The 17,329-nt window shown below is 69.3% G+C and carries 11 protein-coding genes; 2 read left to right on the forward strand and 9 right to left on the reverse strand.

Going from position 1 to position 17,329, the window contains the following annotated elements; translation table 11 throughout:
- Nucleotides 1-31 precede the first annotated feature (31 nt).
- The 7 genes from ACWFRU_RS06505 to ACWFRU_RS06535 are packed head-to-tail and all read right to left on the reverse strand — an operon-like array spanning nt 32 to nt 7,716.
- Nucleotides 32-1,207, reverse strand: a complete 1,176-nt coding sequence (locus ACWFRU_RS06505) for a hydroxymethylglutaryl-CoA synthase (RefSeq protein WP_453684980.1) — start codon at nt 1,205-1,207, stop codon at nt 32-34.
- On the reverse strand, nt 1,207-2,271 hold the full coding sequence (locus ACWFRU_RS06510) for a hydroxymethylglutaryl-CoA reductase (protein WP_453684981.1): 1,065 nt from the start codon (nt 2,269-2,271) through the stop codon (nt 1,207-1,209). Before ACWFRU_RS06510 ends, ACWFRU_RS06505 begins: the two co-directional genes overlap by 1 nt.
- On the reverse strand, nt 2,268-3,359 hold the full coding sequence (fni, locus tag ACWFRU_RS06515) for a type 2 isopentenyl-diphosphate Delta-isomerase (protein WP_453684982.1): 1,092 nt from the start codon (nt 3,357-3,359) through the stop codon (nt 2,268-2,270). The genes ACWFRU_RS06510 and fni overlap by 4 nt, the downstream gene beginning before the upstream one ends.
- Entirely contained in the window at nt 3,356-4,483 is a 1,128-nt protein-coding gene (locus ACWFRU_RS06520) for a phosphomevalonate kinase (RefSeq protein ID WP_453684983.1), read from the reverse strand. The genes fni and ACWFRU_RS06520 overlap by 4 nt, the downstream gene beginning before the upstream one ends.
- On the reverse strand, nt 4,480-5,538 hold the full coding sequence (gene mvaD / locus ACWFRU_RS06525) for a diphosphomevalonate decarboxylase (protein ID WP_453684984.1): 1,059 nt from the start codon (nt 5,536-5,538) through the stop codon (nt 4,480-4,482). Before mvaD ends, ACWFRU_RS06520 begins: the two co-directional genes overlap by 4 nt.
- Complete coding sequence (gene mvk / locus ACWFRU_RS06530; RefSeq protein ID WP_453684985.1) at nt 5,528-6,628, reverse strand: mevalonate kinase; 1,101 nt, start codon at nt 6,626-6,628, stop codon at nt 5,528-5,530. The genes mvaD and mvk overlap by 11 nt, the downstream gene beginning before the upstream one ends.
- The gene (locus ACWFRU_RS06535) at nt 6,628-7,716 is read right to left on the reverse strand and encodes a polyprenyl synthetase family protein (protein ID WP_453684986.1); all 1,089 of its coding nucleotides are present in this window, start codon (nt 7,714-7,716) and stop codon (nt 6,628-6,630) included. Before ACWFRU_RS06535 ends, mvk begins: the two co-directional genes overlap by 1 nt.
- Before the next feature lie 467 nt (nt 7,717-8,183).
- On the opposite strand from ACWFRU_RS06535, the gene ACWFRU_RS06540 reads away from it, so the two are divergent.
- Nucleotides 8,184-10,940 (forward strand): BREX system ATP-binding domain-containing protein, encoded by a 2,757-nt coding sequence (locus tag ACWFRU_RS06540; RefSeq protein WP_453684987.1) that lies wholly within the window; start codon nt 8,184-8,186, stop codon nt 10,938-10,940.
- 7 nt (nt 10,941-10,947) lie between these two features.
- Here the strand turns inward: ACWFRU_RS06540 and ACWFRU_RS06545 are convergent, their stop codons facing one another.
- Together ACWFRU_RS06545 and ACWFRU_RS06550 are read right to left on the reverse strand one after the other, a co-directional pair.
- On the reverse strand, nt 10,948-13,023 hold the full coding sequence (locus tag ACWFRU_RS06545; protein ID WP_453684988.1) for a helix-turn-helix transcriptional regulator: 2,076 nt from the start codon (nt 13,021-13,023) through the stop codon (nt 10,948-10,950).
- Between the two features lie 441 nt (nt 13,024-13,464).
- A complete protein-coding gene (locus ACWFRU_RS06550) occupies nt 13,465-15,648 on the reverse strand; it encodes an MMPL family transporter (protein ID WP_453684989.1) in 2,184 nt (727 codons plus the stop codon).
- 438 nt (nt 15,649-16,086) lie between these two features.
- Here ACWFRU_RS06550 and ACWFRU_RS06555 point away from each other — a divergent pair, with 438 nt between their 5' ends.
- Entirely contained in the window at nt 16,087-17,253 is a 1,167-nt protein-coding gene (locus tag ACWFRU_RS06555) for an alanine--tRNA ligase-related protein (RefSeq protein ID WP_453685277.1), read from the forward strand.
- Nucleotides 17,254-17,329: the final 76 nt, after the last annotated feature.

Consider the following 17,329-nt stretch of genomic DNA (forward strand, 5'->3'; position numbering starts at 1 on the left):
TTGACGAGACGGGATCGGTGCGCTGGTGCGGCTAGCGCGGCTCATAGATGCGCTTGTGGCCCAGAAGTCCGGCCAGCCGGTACGGCCCCGTGGTTTCCCTCGGCACCAGATGGTCCTGGCCGTCGGCCGGGAAGGACTGCTCGTGCAGGTCGCGATACCTGGCGTAATCGATGTTCTGACGCCGGTCGATCGCCTCACGGTGCGCTTCGGTTCGCAGGTGCGCCCGGTACCCGGGGACGACGGTGCCGGCGAAGAACTCCGCGACACTGCCCGACCCGTAGCTGAGGAAGCCGATGGCCTCGCCGGTCAGGTCGTCGGCGTGGTCGAGCAGCGCGGCGAGGCCGAGGTAGGTCGACGCGGTGTAGCTGTTGCCGACGTCGGCGTTGTACGTCGTCGTGTGCCCGAGGGCACGGGTGATCTCGCTCTCGTCGGTGTCGTGCCCGCAGTGGTGGAGCAGGTGCCTGTGCGCCTTGAAGGCCATCTTCGTGAACGGCTGGTGGTAGCAGAACGCCCTGAAGGCAGCCGGCCCGCGGCCGCCCTGCTCGGCGTAGTCCTTCCACGCCCCCTCCACCGCCTGCAGATACGCGGAGATGGACTCCTGCCCGTCGACCAGAGCGGTGGTGCGGTAGTTCGGCCGCCAGAAGTCCATGACGTCCGCGGTGAAGACACCCGACGGGTCCTCGATCCGCACCAGGGCGGGGTCGGCGCCGACCAGCATGGCCACCGCGGCCGCTCCCTGGGTGGCCTCACCGGGACTGCCCAGTTCATACCGCGAGACATCGGAGGCGATCACCAGCACCTGCTGCGAGGGGTCGCGGTGCACCAGTCCGACGGCGAACTGCAGGGCCGCCGTCGCGCCGTAGCAGGCCTGCTTGAGCTCGACGACCCGGGTCGCCGACGGCAGACCCAGCAGCGAATGGACGTAGATCCCGGCGGCTTTGGACTGATCGACGGATGTCTCCGTCGCGAAGACCACCGTCCGGATCCGGTCGCCACCGTGCCGGGCGATGACGGGCGCGGCGGCGGCCGCCGCCATGGTCACGATGTCCTCGTCGGCGGCGGGCACGCTCATCGCACGCTGACCGATGCCCACGTGGTACTTGGCGACGTCGGTGCCGGTCTCGGCGGCCAGCGTCGCGTGCGTCAGGACGTACTGCGTCGTCGCGAAGGAAAGGTCGTGGATTCCTATGGCGGTTTCCCCGGACATCAGCGGCCTCCGGCCTTCGTGGTCGCGGGCTTGCGCTCCAGGTGGACATGGGCCCGCATCAACTCGCCCGGATTCGTCTGGGCCGCGAGGAGGGAGAGTTCGCCGCACAGCACCGTCGCCGCCCCGATGACGGCGAGCCTGCGGGCGTTGTCGCCCGGTTCGCGCGCGCTCCGGCAGCCCAGCCGGGTCAGGTTCTCCTCGACGAAGTCGAGCCCCTTGCCGTTGCCGACCGTGCCGACGATCAGGTTCGGCAGGGTGCAGGAGAAGTAGAGGTCGCCGTCTCGGTCCTCGGCCACCGTCATGCCCTGGGAACCCTCGACGATGTTGGCCGCGTCCTGGCCCGTCGCGAGGTAGAAGGCGAGCAGCATGTTCGCGTAGTGGGCGTTGGCCGAGCGGATACCGCCGGCGAGCACGGTGCCGATCATGTTCTTGTGGACGTTCAACTCGGCTATCGCGGCGGCCGAGGTGTGCAGCACGTCATGGACGATGTCGCGCGGGACGATCAGTTCCGTGACCACGTTCTTGCCGCGACCGAGGATGCCGTTGATCGCGGTGGCTTTCTTGTCGGTGCAGTAGTTTCCCGAGATCGATCCGTACCTGATGCCCGGCACGGTGTGCAGGATGTGCGTCAGGAGTGCGTCGGCGGCGAGCGTGGCCATGTTGTGTCCGGAGGCGTCGCCGGTGGTGAACTCGAACCGGAGAAACAGCAGGTTGGCCGCTATCTCGTGGCGGAACCCGATCAGCTCGGTGAATCTGCTGCACTTGCGGACGATGTCGCGCAGTTCGTCGAGCCGCGCGTCGATCTCCAGGGCGGCCATGTACGCGGTCTGTGCGTCCTCGGCCTTGACGTACACCGAGCGTGTCATCCGGTCGTCGACGAGCGTGGCGGTGATCCCCTGCTCGACCATCATGGAGATCTTCGCGCCACGGCGGACGGAGGGCCACAGCGGCGACTCGTAGGTGGCGAGCGGCACTTCTGTCTCGGTGGTCGCGGTGTTTCCCGAGATCCTCAGGGGGCCGACCCATCTCATGGGAACGCCGGCCGTGGTCTGCGTGTCGTTCATCGGGTGCTTCCCATCGTCTCGTGAGTGGTGCCGTAGGAACTGGAGCGAGTGGCGAGCCGCCGGGTCTCGATGCCCCGGTCGGCGCAGAAGGCCCGCAGTTCACCCCGGACGAGCACGTCGCATCGGGTCAGGTCGGCGGGCGTCCGCGCGCCCAGTACGGTCATCAGTGCTTCGAGCTGATCGAGCCACGCGGAGATCTGCGAGATGAGCGCCGGCACACCGCCGTCGAGCACTGTCTTGAGGAACAGGCCGGACACTCCGGTGGCGGACGCGCCGAGGGCCAGACCGCGCGCCACGTCGAGCGGGTTGCGGACTCCGCCGGAGGACAGCACGGGGATGCCCGAACCGTGGACATCCAGCAGGCAGGCGGGAGCTGACTGCCCCCAGCCGTTGAGATAGGAGTAGTCGGCACGTTCGCGCCGGTCGTTCTCGATGCGCGCGAAGTTGGTGCCGCCGCGGCCGGCGACGTCCACGGCGCGCACGCCCATCTCCTGGAGCAGCAGTACGGTCTTGCGGCTCAGCCCGAAGCCGACCTCCTTGACGATCACCGGGACGTCGACGGCGGCCACGATCTCCTCGATCTGCGGGCCCCAGAAGGAGAACGACCTGTCGCCCTCCGGCATCACCGTTTCCTGGATGGAGTTGAGGTGGATCTGCAGGGCGTCCGCCCGCAGCAGTCCGACGGCTCGTCGGGCCTTCTCGACCGAGGCGTTGGCGTTGACGTTCGCCATGATGAAGCCGTCCGGGTTCTCACGGCGCATCACACTGAACGTGCCCTCCATCGACGCGTCGGCGAAGCACGCGCTCATGGAGCCCGTGGCGATGGCGACGCCGGTCTCCCGTGCGGCGATCGCCAGATCCCGGTTGATGGCACCGGTCTTGACGCTGCCGCCGGTCATCGCGTTGATGTAGAGCGGAACCGTCCAGTCGATGCCGCCGAACCGTGTGGCGAGCGAGACGTCGGGCCGGTCGATGCCGGCCAGGGCGTGATGGACGAAGGACACGTCGTCGAACTGGTTGTACCCACCGAGGTCGCGTTGCTGCTCGGCTGCGAACCGGACGTGGTCGTCCTTGCGATCCGCGATCATTCTGCGCTCCCTGTCGTCGGATTCGTCGGCTGGACCTGAATCGGCATGGGAAGCACCCCGGCGGCGGCCCACCCGTCCCGCAGTTGCGAAATCTCTGTCTGCGCCGTGGCGTCCAGCAGCGCGATGCCGCAGTCGCCGCCCCCTGCCCCCGACGGTTTGGCCGCGCCGCCGACGGCTTCGGCCGCGTCGCACAGCGCCGTCAGCTCGGCGGTGAAGATGCCGAGGCCGATCTCGTCGTCCAGCTCCGCGAGCACCCGGCGGGCCTCTCGCACCTGTCGCGACAGCTCGTCGTCGTCCCCCTGCCGGAGCGCGCGGATCGACGCGCCCACGCAGGCGCCGCTGCGCGCGAGGAAGCGCCGGTGCGACGCACTGCCGTACCAGTCGAGCGCCCTGAGGCGTCCCGAGAGCGACGCGGTGCTCGCGGGCCGCCCGGTCCAGCCCACCTCCAGCGCGAGGCCGCGGGGCGGCGGCAGCCGGCACAGCCCGAAGCCCGGCCAGGGCGCGCGGAGGGCCTGCTCGATGCCTTCGCGCCGCGCCACGTCAAGGACGGCGGCCCGATCGGGTGCCCGGTACGCGATCCAGCCGCCCCAGACACTCGCGGCGAGATCGCCGCCGGATGAGCGTGGGGCGTGTCGCGCCGTCGCCAGGAGGGCGAGCCGAAAGCGCGCGTCGGGCGACAACTCCAGGCCGCAGTACGCGGCCACGGCGTCCACCGTGGCGACCGTCACGGCGCCGCTCGACCCCAGGCCGATCTTGGTTCCGTCGTGGTGCAGACCGCTCCTGATCGCGACGCGCAGTGCGGGCGCGCTCAGCCCGCGTTCGGCCAGCAGTGCCTCGACCACGTCGATCGCCGACACCACATGGGCCAGGCTGTCCACCGCCTGCCGTTCGTCGTCCGCGCCCAGTCCGGCGAGCCCGCCGTTTCCCCGCCCGAGTTGTGTCTCGCCGGGGCAGAGGTCGGAATCGATCACGACATCGGCGCCCTCGCCCTGCGACACGGTGACGCTGACCTGCCGGTCGACCGCCACCAGGATCGCCGGACGGCCCGGCTCGAGGACCGCGTACTCCCCGGCGATGAACAGCTTGCCGGGGGCGTGACGGCTGATCGTTCCCCGGCCCGTCACTGTGCGTCCCTCACCAGCAGGCGGGCGCCCGGCCCGCGTCCCGCGGTGACCGTCGCACATCCCGGCGCGGCGTCGGACACCGCTTGCGCCACACGGGCCGCGTCCGCACGGTGGCAAAGGATCTTGACGTTCGGTCCGGCGTCCATCGTCGCGTAGGCCGGCACCCCGTCGGCCCGCAACTGGAGCACGCCGTCGAGCACGGCCAGCGTGGCCGGTGACAGGTAGCGCACGGCTGGCCGCGCGGCCAGCATCGTCGCGTGCATGCCCAGGGCGTTGCGCTCGGCGATCTCTCCGACCGCGTCGAGGTCGCGGTGCCGCAGCGCCGCTCGCATGTCGGTCAGATCGGCCTTGCTCGAGATCGCCCACGCCCGGTAGAGCGGAGAGGTCTCGACGGTGCGTCGCATCGCCGCACGGCTGGACACGGCCTTGGGGCCCGCGTTGACCAGGGCGATCACGAGTACGGGGTCGAAGTCGGGGACGGAGACGGGCTCGGCGTAGGAGGCGAGGTCCGCGGCCGCGCCCTCACCCTGGCCCGCGTGGCACAGGGCGAAGCCGCCGAACATCGACCGGGCCGCCGAAGCGGATCCGCGTCGGGCCAGGCGGGAGAGCGCCGTGGCATCGAGGTCGAGTCCGTAGGCGGCGGCGCCCGCGAGGGCCAGGGCCGCGAATCCGCTCGCCGATGAGGCCAGGCCCGCCCCGGTGGGGACGGTGTTGTGCGTGTCGACGGACGCGGTTTCGGTCCGCCCGGCCAGCTCCCGTATCAACTCCAGGAAGGCGATGACACGTTGCCTCGGTTCGCCCTGCGCGGGCGTTCCGTCGAGGTGGACGTCGTCGGTCCGCGCCGCAGGGGTGAGCCGGACGGTGGTGGTCGTCGGGAAGATGTCCAGGGTCATCGACAGGCTGTCGACGTAGGGGATGAGGAGGCGCTCGTCGCGCTTGCCCCAGTACTTGATCAGCGCGATGTTCGGATGGGCGACGGCGGCGGCGCCCCCGTCGAGGGGCCTTTGCCCGGGCGGCCCGCTCTGCGTCCGCACCCGTTCGTGGTCAGTCGTCATGGCTCGCGAACCTCCCCGTCGGCACGACCCAGGCCCGGATGGCGCCGGTCTCGCGAAGTCGCCGTACGACCGCCTGAGCCCGGCGCGGCTCCTCGACCAGCGCGATCATGCAGCCGCCGAGGCCACCACCACTGATCTTGGCGCCCAGGCCGCCGGCGGCGATCGCGGCATCGACCAGGGCGTCGATGAGGTCCGTGCTGAGCCCGACCCCACGGAGCAGCCGGTGGTTCTCGGTCATGCGGGCTCCGAAGTCGCCGCATCGGCCGTGCGCGAGGTCGTCCGCGGCCGCGTCGGTCAGACCCGCCACCCCGTCCACGAAGTCCGTCCGTGCGTCCGCGTCGCGCTCGAACGTGCGCCGCAGCCGCTCGACCGCGTCCTTGGTGCTGGCGCCGACCCCACTGTCGGCGATGACGAACACCCCGTCGAACGCGAGGCGTTGGCCCGTAGCGGTGCTGTCGTCGGACTGTTGCGGCGGGTGAGGCAGGGCAGTGCCCGGCAGGGAAAGGGGAAGCTCGCGGGCGGCCCCGGCGCGGAAGAGCAGGGTCGATGTGGAGCCGGTGGCCAGGGCGTCGATGCCGCTCGCCCTGCCGTGCGCCACCTTCTCGGAGGCCTGTACGAGATCGAACACCGCCCTGGCGTCGAGCCTGCGGTCGTAGAGGTCCGCGAACGCCAGCACGGCCGCCCGGGCACATGCGGCACTGGAGCCGAGGCCACGCCCTTGCGGGATCGTGCAGTCGATGAGCACATCGACGCACATGCGGCCCGCGACACCGGTCATCTCCTTGAACTCCGCCACCAGGCGCCGCAGGCCGTCCGTCGCGAGCGGCGTCGGCCCCGCGGAGCCTGATCCCTTCATCGAGAAGGACACTTCGTCCGCGCCGTCACCCGGACACGAGTGGCGCGTCGCCTTCGCCGTGACCGTGAGCTGCGGAACGGGAATGGCCAAGGCCGGAGCGCCGTACACCACGGCGTGCTCCCCGAGCAGGATGGCCTTGCCGTGGGCATGCCCGACGCCGGCTCTGCCCCATCCGTCGGCTGCGTCACCCGCGGAGTTCGCGTGATCGGGGGTGCGCGTGTGTGTCGACGCCATCAGCGGTCCCGCTGCGTCGCCTTGATCGCCATCTCGGCGAGCTGGCCCTTGACGGGTGCGGTCACGTCACTGGCCTCCAGCACGGCCAGGGCGCGGTCGGTGCGGAGCGCGATCAGCCGCTCGACGTGGTCCACGGCTCCGACGTCGACGAACACCGCGCGCACGGCGTCGAGTTCGGCATCGGAGAGGTGGGTGCCGATCGTCGACCGGATGAATCTCGCCGCTGCCGGATCGCGGTCATCGGCACGGTCGAGTGCTATCGCGAGCAGAGCCGTTCGCTTGCCTTCACGGAGGTCCTCGCCCGACGGCTTGCCCGTCACCGTCGGGTCGCCGAACACGCCCAGCAGGTCGTCGCGCAGCTGGAACGCGATCCCGATGTCGGCGCCGAACGCCCGGTAGGCGCCGACGAGTCCAGGTCCCGCGCCGGCGATCGCGGCGCCGAACTGCAGCGGGCGTTCCACCGTGTACGAGGCGGTTTTGTACTGGTTCACGCGCAGGGCCGCGTCGATGCCTTCGTCCTCGCTCGCCTGATTGCTCAGGTCGAGCAGTTGGCCGTACAGGACCTCCGCGCGCACGGCGGACCAGACCGGTGCGACCCGGTCCTGCGCGTCCGTCGGCAGACCGGACTCCCGGATCATCACGTCGGCCCAGACCTGGGCCAGATCCCCGACCAGGATGGCGGCGCCCGTGCCGAAGGCTTCGGGGTCACCGGACAGGCCCCGCAGCCGATGCCGCTCCGCGAAGGCCACGTGCGCGGCGGGGTGCCCGCGGCGGGTACGGGAGGCGTCGATGATGTCGTCATGGATCAGGGCTGACGCGTGGAGCAGCTCAAGGCCCGCGCAGGCGTTCAGCACCGACGCGGCGAGCGGGTCGTCCCGGTCGCCTCCGGCGCCGATCCAGCCGAGCCAGGCGAAGGTCGGCCGGACGCGCTTACCACCACGTAGGACGAAGCTCTCCAGCTCGGCGACCGCGGCCGTGAAGTCCTGGCCGAGCAGGTCGGCCTCGGCTCTGCGCTCGGCGAAGAAGTGCTCGATCGCGGCATCGAAGGCAGCCGTTTCCGCGGCTGCCCCCAGATAGCTGACGGTCATGCTCTCATCTCCCGATCAAGGCGACGGTCATGCACATGCACATGCGTCTCGAACTCCGGAAAGGTCCCTGAGATCACGTCACTTCGATCGGGGTCTCCGGTCCGTGACGCACCCACGACCGCGCATACACGATTCCCGGCACCGCGATTCTGCGGCGCACCACTCCGGACGTGAAAACCACGCCGGACGACGGCTGGGCTGCGTGACGAACGTGGTCGAGCATCTCCAGGAAAGTAATGCCGATTTCGGGAACAGCGCACGCAGGGTCGCTACGCTGCTCGACATCGAATCGGCATGGCACGACAGTAATCACGATGCTTCGCCGTGCCCACTACTCGCGCGAGTAGTGCCCCCTCATCCACGTATTCACGCCACGGCGTTCAACTGTCCGAGCCGGACAGTTGAACATTCATTGCCATGTCCGCGGCAAGCGTTGGATGATTCTGCGGTCCACACGGGGGGTAAATATGAATACGTCGGCAGGACGCGAACAGACACTGGCTGCTTTGAGCGGTCATTTGGATTCCACCGAACACGGCTCCGGCAACTGTGTGATCGTGGAAGGGCCTTTCGGCACGGGGAAATCCCTTCTGTTGAGGACCGCGGCCCTGGAAGGCGCCGAACGTGGCCTGGCCGTGGTCTCCGGACGGGTGAACGGAACCGATCGGCCGGCCCCCGTTCAGCTTTTGATCAACCTGTTGCGGCGTGTGCTGCCCGGCGAGAGCGGCCTCGACGATCTCGTCCGCCCCGACGGAAATCCCTTCTGGCTGACGGACCGCATGGGCGAACTGGTCGAGCACGCGTCCCGGCGCCACCCGCTCGTGGTCGTGCTGGACGACGTGCACCGCATCGACGATGCCAGTGCCCTGGTGCTCCGAGGGCTCGTGCAGTCGCTCGCCGCCTCACCGGTGCTGTGGCTCTTCGCGCGCCGGCCGACACCCACCCGCTCGCTCGCCCACCACGCGATGGGCTGGCTGGCCGAGCACGCCGCGGTGCGGCTGCCTCTGGGGGCGCTGGACGACGAGGCGGTGGCCACGCTGTGCACGAACCTCCTCGGCGCCAAGCCCGATGCGTCCGTGCTCAGTTGGGCGGCTCGCTGTGGCGGCAATCCGTGGCTGGTGGAGAGCCTGTTCGACGCGCTCGTCCAGGCGGGACAGGTGGTCGTCGTGAACGGCACGGCCTCGGTCGTGGCCGACCGGCTGCCGGAGGGCTTCCACACCGCTGTCGGTGGTCTGCTGGACTCGATGCCCTCCACGGCTCGACGCCTGCTCACGTGCGGCCGGAGCATCGGTCGTACGTTCACGGTCGAGAAGGCGGCAGCCTTGCTCGGCTCGCCGGCTGCCGAAGTGTCCGCGCAGGTCGATGAGGCGGTGCAGGCGGGCTTGTTGCACAGGGCCGGGGCCGAACTGTCCTTCGTCCACGAAGTGCTCGGAGAGGCACTTCGGCAGGCGACGTTCCACGAGGGAGCCGCCGCGGTCGCACCAACGCCCCTGGCTGCCCTCGCCCCTTCGGCCCTGCCGGCCACCACTTCGCAGACACGCCGATCCCTGACGAGTGTGGTGGACGCCCCTTCCGACCGGGCGGGCGCCCCTCCTTCAGGCATCGCTCCCGCAGCGTCTCGGCCGGCGCAAGCGCTCGGTTGCGGATGTGGGTGCGACGATCTGACGGCTCGCGCCCTGTCGGCGCTGGGAGACCCGCTCGACGAAGTTCCCCGGGCCCTGGCGCCTGCCGTGCGTCTGCTGGCCGCGGCAGGCAGGAGCGCCGAAGCAAGGCGTCTCGCGGACCTCGCCGTACGCCCCGGCATCGAGGCCGCGGCCGAGACGCATCTGGCCCTTGAGCTGGGGCAGGGACTGCGGGACGCGGGCCGCCACGGCATGTCGGCCGAGCTGCTCCAGCGGACGCTGGCGCGCCACGACGTCTGCGAGCTGGACCGCGCCAAGCTGAAGGGGGCCATCGGGGGCACGGCGAAGCGCGTGAGCGGCCTCGCCGTCCCGGGTCCGTGGCGCGGCCGGCAGGCCGGCCTGCCGGCGCCGCTCGTTCCGGGCAGGGACGCAGGACAGGCAGCGGGCGGAGAGTGCGGTGAGGCGGGCGGACGCCCGCTATGGACGTGGCTGCTCCGGGCCCTCGTCGCCGCCGATCGGTTCGAGGAGGCGACCGCCGTCTGCGCCGCGATCAAGCAGGAGGCGCAAAAGCGCGGGACGCCCTGGCCGGAGCCCCTGTGGTACGGCCACCACGCCCAACTCCTCGCGTCGGCGGGGCGCCTGGAGGAAGCGCGCGTGGAAGCCGAGACCGCGTTACGCCTGAGCGACCGCTCCGCACCGCAGGACGCCGTGCCCGCGCGCCTCGTCCTGGCCCGCGTCAGCATGCACCGCGGTGATCTCGCCACCGCCGACGAGCATGTGCGTACGGCCGAGCGCCTGGTGACCGGCGACGGTGCAGCCGACAGAACCGCTCTGGACTGGACGCTCGCGCAGCTCCACGCAGTCGGCGGGCGTCCGGCGGCGGCGGTCCAGTCGCTGGTCGACGCCGAGGGGCAGGACGCCCCCGACCCGCTGCTCTTCGCCGAGGCCCCTACAGCGGCGGCCACACTCGTGCGCCTGGCCAAGCAGGTGGGACTCGGCGCGGAGGCGGAGCGCGCAGCCGACCTCGCCCGTCGCGTCTGCGAGTGCAACCCGACCGTGCAGTCGTCGGCGGGTGCCGCCGAACACGCCGAGGGTATTCTGCGCGGCGATCCCGCCGCCCTGCACCGCGCGGTGGAACTCCACCGGCTCGCCGGACGCCCGCTGGCAGCGGGCAGCGCGCTCGAGGACGCGGCGCAGGTCGAACAGAGCATGCGGAACCAGCCTCGGGCGGTTCGCCTCCTCGAGTCCGCCATGGACCTCTACCGGGAGTGCGGGGCGCAGCGTGACGCGGCCCGGGTGCAGAAGAAGCTGCGCCACCTGGGCGTGCACGAGGTGCGCGGTCTGGGCGCGGACCTCAAATCGGGCTGGGAGAGCCTCACGAGTGCGGAACTTCGCGTCGTCAGGGCGATCGTCGACGGTCGGACCAACCGGGAGGCCGCGAGCATCCTGTTCCTGTCGCCCCACACCGTCGACAGCCATCTGCGGCGCGTGTTCTCGAAGCTCGACATCAACAGCAGAGTCGAATTGACCAGACACTTCCTGGCGAACGAGTCCTGCTCACCCGAGATGACCGCCTCGCGTCAGCACGGGTCGGCGGGCTGACATGACATCAGAATGCCTCGCCGCCGATGTTTCCGGCACCTTGGTCCGCCTCGTCGTCAAGGGAATAGATCGCGGCTCTGCTCGAATAGAGCGCGGCTCCACGCGCCAGTTCGACACGGGTGTTGATGCCCAGCTTCTTGTAGACCTTCCTGAGGTGGTAATTGACCGTGTGCGCCGACAAGTGCACGCGATTGGCTATCTGGCGGTTCGTCATTCCCACACTGACCAGATACGCGATGCGCCGCTCCATGTCGGAGAGACCGGCCCAGCACATGGCGCTCTGCTGTGAGCCGACGTCGTCGGGGCTCGCGGGCTGCGGCGCCGAGTAGATCGAGTCGGCCTGACGTCTCTTGCCCGGGGCCGCCGCGGCATAGAGCTTGGCGAGTTCCTCCGTGGCCAGGGCGACCGAGATGGGGTCCGGCGACTGCGCGATGACGCGCGCCAATGCGGCCGGATCGCTGTTGGCCAGCGCGTAGGCGTGCATGGCGCCGAGGCTGATCACGGAGATACCGGGGTTGTCCCCCGCGAGGCCGTCCACGGTCTCGAGGACCCGGTGCAGGAGGTTGGTGTCGCCCACGTCGAGCGCCAGGCGGACCAGGAAGGCCGCGGCTCCTGGATCCTCGATGTACAGACTTCGCTGGGTGGGGAGGTGGCTGTACTTGTCCGCCAGCAGATCGACGGCAGCCTGCGGGCCTTCCCTCTTCACGGCGATGCGCAATTCCGTCCAGGCATATTGCGCGGAGTGAAATACCACCTCGTCGCGCGCCAACTCGCTCTGCACGCGCTTGAAATACTCGGCGGCGGTGGGCAAGTCCCCCATGTAGAGGGAGACGGTGCTGAGCACGGAGTACGCGAGGGGCCTGAGTACGGGAACAGCCTGCCCCTCTTCCGCGGCGGTCGCGAGATCCGCCTGCCGACGGGCGTCTCCGAACCGCCCGGCCTGCAGGAACAGCCGGGAGCGCATGGCCGCGGGCGCGGCGGTCCACACGGGCGTGGGCAGTTCGTGCAGACCGACTTCCGCGTCGTTGATCAAAGACTCGGCCTTGTCGAATTCCCGGAGGTTGGCCAGCTTCCCCGCCAGGGCGAGCCGGAAGTGCAGGCGCCAGACGGGATCGACGCCGTCGCTGTGCCGCACCGCGGTGCGCCCCAGGCTCAGCCCCTCGGCCAGTTCCCCGGCGCGCCAGCGAGCGTTGGACAGGCTCGTCAGGGCCATCAGTGCGGCGACATCGCCTTGCCCGGTCCCTCGCTCCCGCAAGATCCGCACGGAGTTCTCTTCGGCTTCTTCTTGGCCTAGGAGGCAGTGGCCCAGGATCACGGACGCCTCCGCGTCCTGCCGGTCGGCAGCGGACGCGCCCGGGCTGGAGAGAACGCGCTCGGCGGCCCGTATACCGGCTGTCGCCTTTCCGTTCATCATCAAGCTGTGGGCCCGCGAGCATGCTCCTTCGGTTTCCTCCTTGAAGCGCTCGGAGGGTTCCGCCGGCCGCCCGGTGACCCAGAATTGCTGATCGTACGCCTGCGACCGCCTTCCGGACTCTCCGAGCGCCTCGCGCTGCAATGCGCTGCGGGCGGGAGCGGGAATGGACTCCATGACGCCATGCAAAAGGAAGTCACTGGGGAAAGAGAATTGATGCTCCGCCGCGATGATGAAGCCCGCCGCCATCGCCTCGTCCAATGCCGGAAGCAAGGTGGCCGAGGATCGGTCCAGCATTCTGGACACGTCCTCCAGCATGAATGATTTTCCCAGCACCGCGGCGACCTTCAGGAACTGCTGACCATTCGGGCTCAGATCGCGCAACCGATTCTTCACGAACACGAGCACGCGCCGTGGAACCTTCCGGCCGAGCAGCCGTACCGTCCCCTCGCGTTCCTTGATGATCCCCTCTTCCACGAGTCCGAGCGCGAGTTCGGCGAGCAACAGAGGGTTTCCGCTGGCCCCGGCCGCGAAGTCGAGCAGTTCGTCGTCCACGTCGGCCCTGAGCATGTCCCGCAAGAGTTGGCTTTTGTCCTCTTCGTTCAATACTGCCAGCGCTGACCACTTGGCGGAACTTCCGACTCCGGACACGACTTCTTGCTGCTGCTTCACTATCGTCGGTCTCATTGCCATAACCTCACTCAGATTATGCTCGTGCGACTGGAGAGCACACTCGAAAGTTGATCGACTACAGAACACCGAACGTATGGAAAATCTGTCGCGCGCCGCGGACACCAACCCGGCCGACCCCGCGATAATTCCACCGGAGCTTTCCAGACAGCATAGCGAAATCATGGCCTGAATTTTCAGTTGTTTCCATAGAAGTTTTGTCATGGCATCCGAGTGCAGGGCTCACGCCTACCTGCGTTACGGGCTACCACAGCCGACCATGACATAAGTAATGGGTCGCCACCTCATATATTCACCCTTGCGATGCAACTCTAAAGCCCCCGTTCACCTGGAACGGGGGCACGAAATGCACCGCGCGAAAGCATGAAATGGAGTGCGGGAATCTCAGCCCACGAGTTTCCCGCACTCCGGCTTCACGCCGGGTCAGACCCTGGCCTTCTCCTCCACCCCGGCCGGCGAAGCCGGGGTCGGTGCCGTCTTCCGGGTGCCCGGCATCCACCAGTTGGCCTTGCCGCACAGCTCCATCACCGCAGGCACGAGGACCATCCGGATGACGGTGGCGTCGATGAACACCGCCACGGCCATGCCCAGACCGATCTGCTTGATCGAGACGTCGGGGCCGAGCAGGGAGGTCGTGAAGACGGCGATCATGATGGCGGCCGCGGCCGTGATGACCTTGGCCGTACGTGCGAGGCCGCGGGTCACGGCGATCCGGGTGTCACCCGTGCGCTCGTACTCCTCACGGACCCGCGAGATCAGGAAGACCTCATAGTCCATCGAGAGACCAAAGAGCACCGGGAACATCATCATCGGCACCCATGTCGTGATCGGCATCTCGGTGGGGAAGCCGAGGGCCGAGCCGAGCCAGCCCCACTGCACGACCGCCACCAGCACGCCGTAGGCGGCACCGATCGACAGCAGGTTCATCACGGCGGCCTGCAGCGCGATCGTGACCGACCTGACCAGCGCGATCAGCAGCAGCAAGGACATCACGATGACGATGGCGATCATGAAGGGCAGGCGGGAGCCGGTCTCCTCGGCGAAGTCGCTCGCACCGGCGTTGGGGCCGCCGACGTAGACCTCCTGGTCACCGGCCGCCTTGGACAGCACGTCGTCGCGGAGCTCGTGCACCAGATCCGTGGTCGCCTCGTCCTGGTACCCGGTCTTGGGGAAGGCCATGAAGGTGGCGGCCCGCTCGTCCTTGCTGACCCGCGGCTGCGTGGCGTAGGCGATGCCCTCGGTCTTTCTGACCGCCTCGACGACGGGACTCAGATCGGCGTCCTTGGAGTCGATCTCGGTGGCGAAGATCAGGGGCGCGCCATAGCCGGGACCGAAGCCCTCGGAGACGATCTCGTACGAGGTGTAGCTGCTCCTGTCGCGGGGCTGCACGCTGGCGTCGGGCAGGCTCAGCCGCATCGACAGCGCGGGGAGAGCGAGCACGACCAGGCCCGTTCCGGCCAGCACCGCGGCGATCAGCGGCTTTCGCTGCACCACGCCGGCCCAGCGCTCGGCGGGCGTACGACGCTCGCGGGAGGGGACAGCGGCGGGCTTGCCGCGGTTCTTGCGCGACGTGCGGCGGGGCAGGCGCAACGAGTTGATCTTGTGGCCGGTGAAGCCGAGGAAGGCCGGCAGGAGGGTCACCGCGGCGATCATCGTCACCAGCACCGTCACCGAAGCGCCGATGGCCACACCGGTCATCAGCCGCTGGCCCATGGTGACCAGACCCAGCAGGGCGAGCACGACGGTGGTTCCGGCGAACAGCACCGCGTGACCCGCGGTCGTGATGGCCTTGACGGTGGCGGCTTCGGGCTCGTCGCCTTCCTGCAGGCTCTCCTTGTAGCGCGTCACGATGAACAGCGCGTAGTCGATGCCGACACCGAGACCGATCAACGCGGCGACGAGCACGGTGAAGTCGGGCGAGGGGACCAGATGCCCGACGAGCTTGATCAGGGCGATGCCGCCGAGGATCGCCATCAGCGCGGTCACGATCGGCAGGCCCATCGCCACGAGCGACCCGAAGGCGATGAACAGGATCACCGCTGCCGCAAGGACGCCGACGCTCTCGGCCGGCCCCTGCTTGGGAGTCTCGGCCTTCTCCGCCTTGTCCCCGCCGAGCCCCAGGATCACGCCGTCACCCGAGGCGTCCTTGACCGTGTCCACCAAGGGCTTGACCTCGGTCTTCGCCACGTCCTTGTCGGTGAGCGGGATCGTCGTGCGCGCGATGCGACGATCCTCCGTCACCAGGTCCTTGTCCTCGTACGGCGAGGTCACCGGGCCGGTGACGGAGTAGTCGGACAGTTCGGCGACGACCTTCTCGATCTTCTTCCGGGCGGCCGGGTCGTCGATGCCCTTCTCCGCCTTGATGGCGAGAGTCAGCGTGTCGCCCTGCTGCTCGGGGAAGTGCTTCTCGACCAGTACCTGGGCCTTGGCGGACCCGGAGTCTCCGCCCGTGAAGTCGTTGTCGGACGCGGCGCCGAATCCGAATCCGACGAACGCGAGGGCGATCACGCCGACGATCCACGTCAGGAGGACCAGCCGGCGGCGCCGGAAACAGAACCGGGCCAGTCCCGCCAGAGCTCCATCCGTACGGGGAGTCTCGCTTGGCATCGTCTTCTCCTCGAGTCATTGAGCGTTGCGCTCAATCCTCGTGATCAGGGTCTGCCGCGTCGACGTGCGTATGAAGGCACTATTGCGAGGTGGCTACCACGGCCGCGGTACTCCGTCCGTGGTAGTCACAGGCAACTCCTGCCGCTGGCCCCGACAGTGAGGCGCCGGACCGTCGCCCGAGAAAAATCGCGTGCCCCCAATATCGGTGCGCGTTATCCTCGGCCGCATGAACGTCAACGGCCTTTTCACCACCGCGACCGCGCGAGCGCCCAGCTCGCCGGTCGCCGCCGCCTGACGTCATTCCCCTTTCCACCGGCGACCGGACACGGTCCGCCGGTGGTTTCTCCGTGGCCCTGTCGCCCCGGCTCCTGTGGCGGACCCGATGTCCGGCGCCTCCCCGCCGCGCACGCGAAGGAGCCACCCATGAGCATCAACGAAATGACCACCGAGGACGTCGTCCGTACGTTCGTCGAGTACTACGAGGAGCGCGGCCACCGCCGGATCACCGGCTCGACGCTGATGCCCCCGCCCGGCGATCCGGTGCTGTTCACCACCTCGGGCATGCATCCCCTCACGCCCTATCTGGAGGGGCGGCCGCATCCGCTCGGCAGGCGGCTCGTCAACGTGCAGCGCTGTCTGCGGACCACGGACCTGGACGAGGTCGGTGACTCCACCCATCTGACCGTCTTCGAGATGCTCGGCACCTGGTCGCTCGGCGACTACGAGGGGCAGCGGAGCCTCGACTGGGGATACGACCTGCTCACCGACGGGTTCGGCATCGACCCGCGGTTCCTGCACGCCACCGTCTTCGGCGGCGACGACCAGGTCGGGCCCGACACCGCCTCCCTCGGTGTGTGGCAGGAGCGCGGGGTTCCGGTGGAGCTCACCGTCGAGGACAACTGGTGGGACAACGGGCCCACCGGACCGTGCGGTCCCGACTCCGAGATCTTCCTGTGGACCGGCGACACCCCGCCCGAGTCCACGCCGACAGGTGACGACCGCTGGGTGGAGGTGTGGAACCACGTGATGATGCGCCACCGCCGGCTCGACGACGGGTCACTGGTGCCGCTCCCCCAGCGCAACATCGACACCGGCCTCGGTCTTGAGCGGCTGGCCTCGCGCCTGCAGGGAAAGACATCGGTGTTCGAGTGCGACCTCTTCGACCCCTGGCGCCGGACCGTGCCGGGCCTGTGGCAGGTGGACGAGACATCGCTGCGGGTGGTCTGCGACCACCTCCGCTCGGCCATGGTGGTGATCGGCGACGGGGTGCGTCCCGCCAACACCGGCCGCGGCTACGTGCTGCGCCGGCTCGTAAGGCGTGCACTGACCGTGCTGTGGCGCGAGGACAACTCGCGCCAACTGGGCGATCTGCCGCGTGAGTTGGTGGAGCACACCCTTGATCACTTCCGTCAGGGCGTGGACCCGGACGACGTGCACCGCGTCCTGGTGGAGGAGGAGCGGCGGTTCCGGCGGCTCCTGGAGCGGGGGCGGCAGGTACTGGCCCGGCCCCGGTTCCGGGGCCCGCTCGGCGAGGAGGAGTTCCACTATCTCCACGACACCCACGGTCTGCCGCGCGATCTGGTCATGGCCTTGCGCGAGGGGTGACGGGGGCCGATCGAAGGGCCCGCACGCGGGTGCGGGCCCCAGGCCGGAGCGCGGACTCCCCGCGTGGGCACAGGCC

The sequence above is a fragment of the Streptomyces sp. NPDC055099 genome, assembly GCF_053607685.1.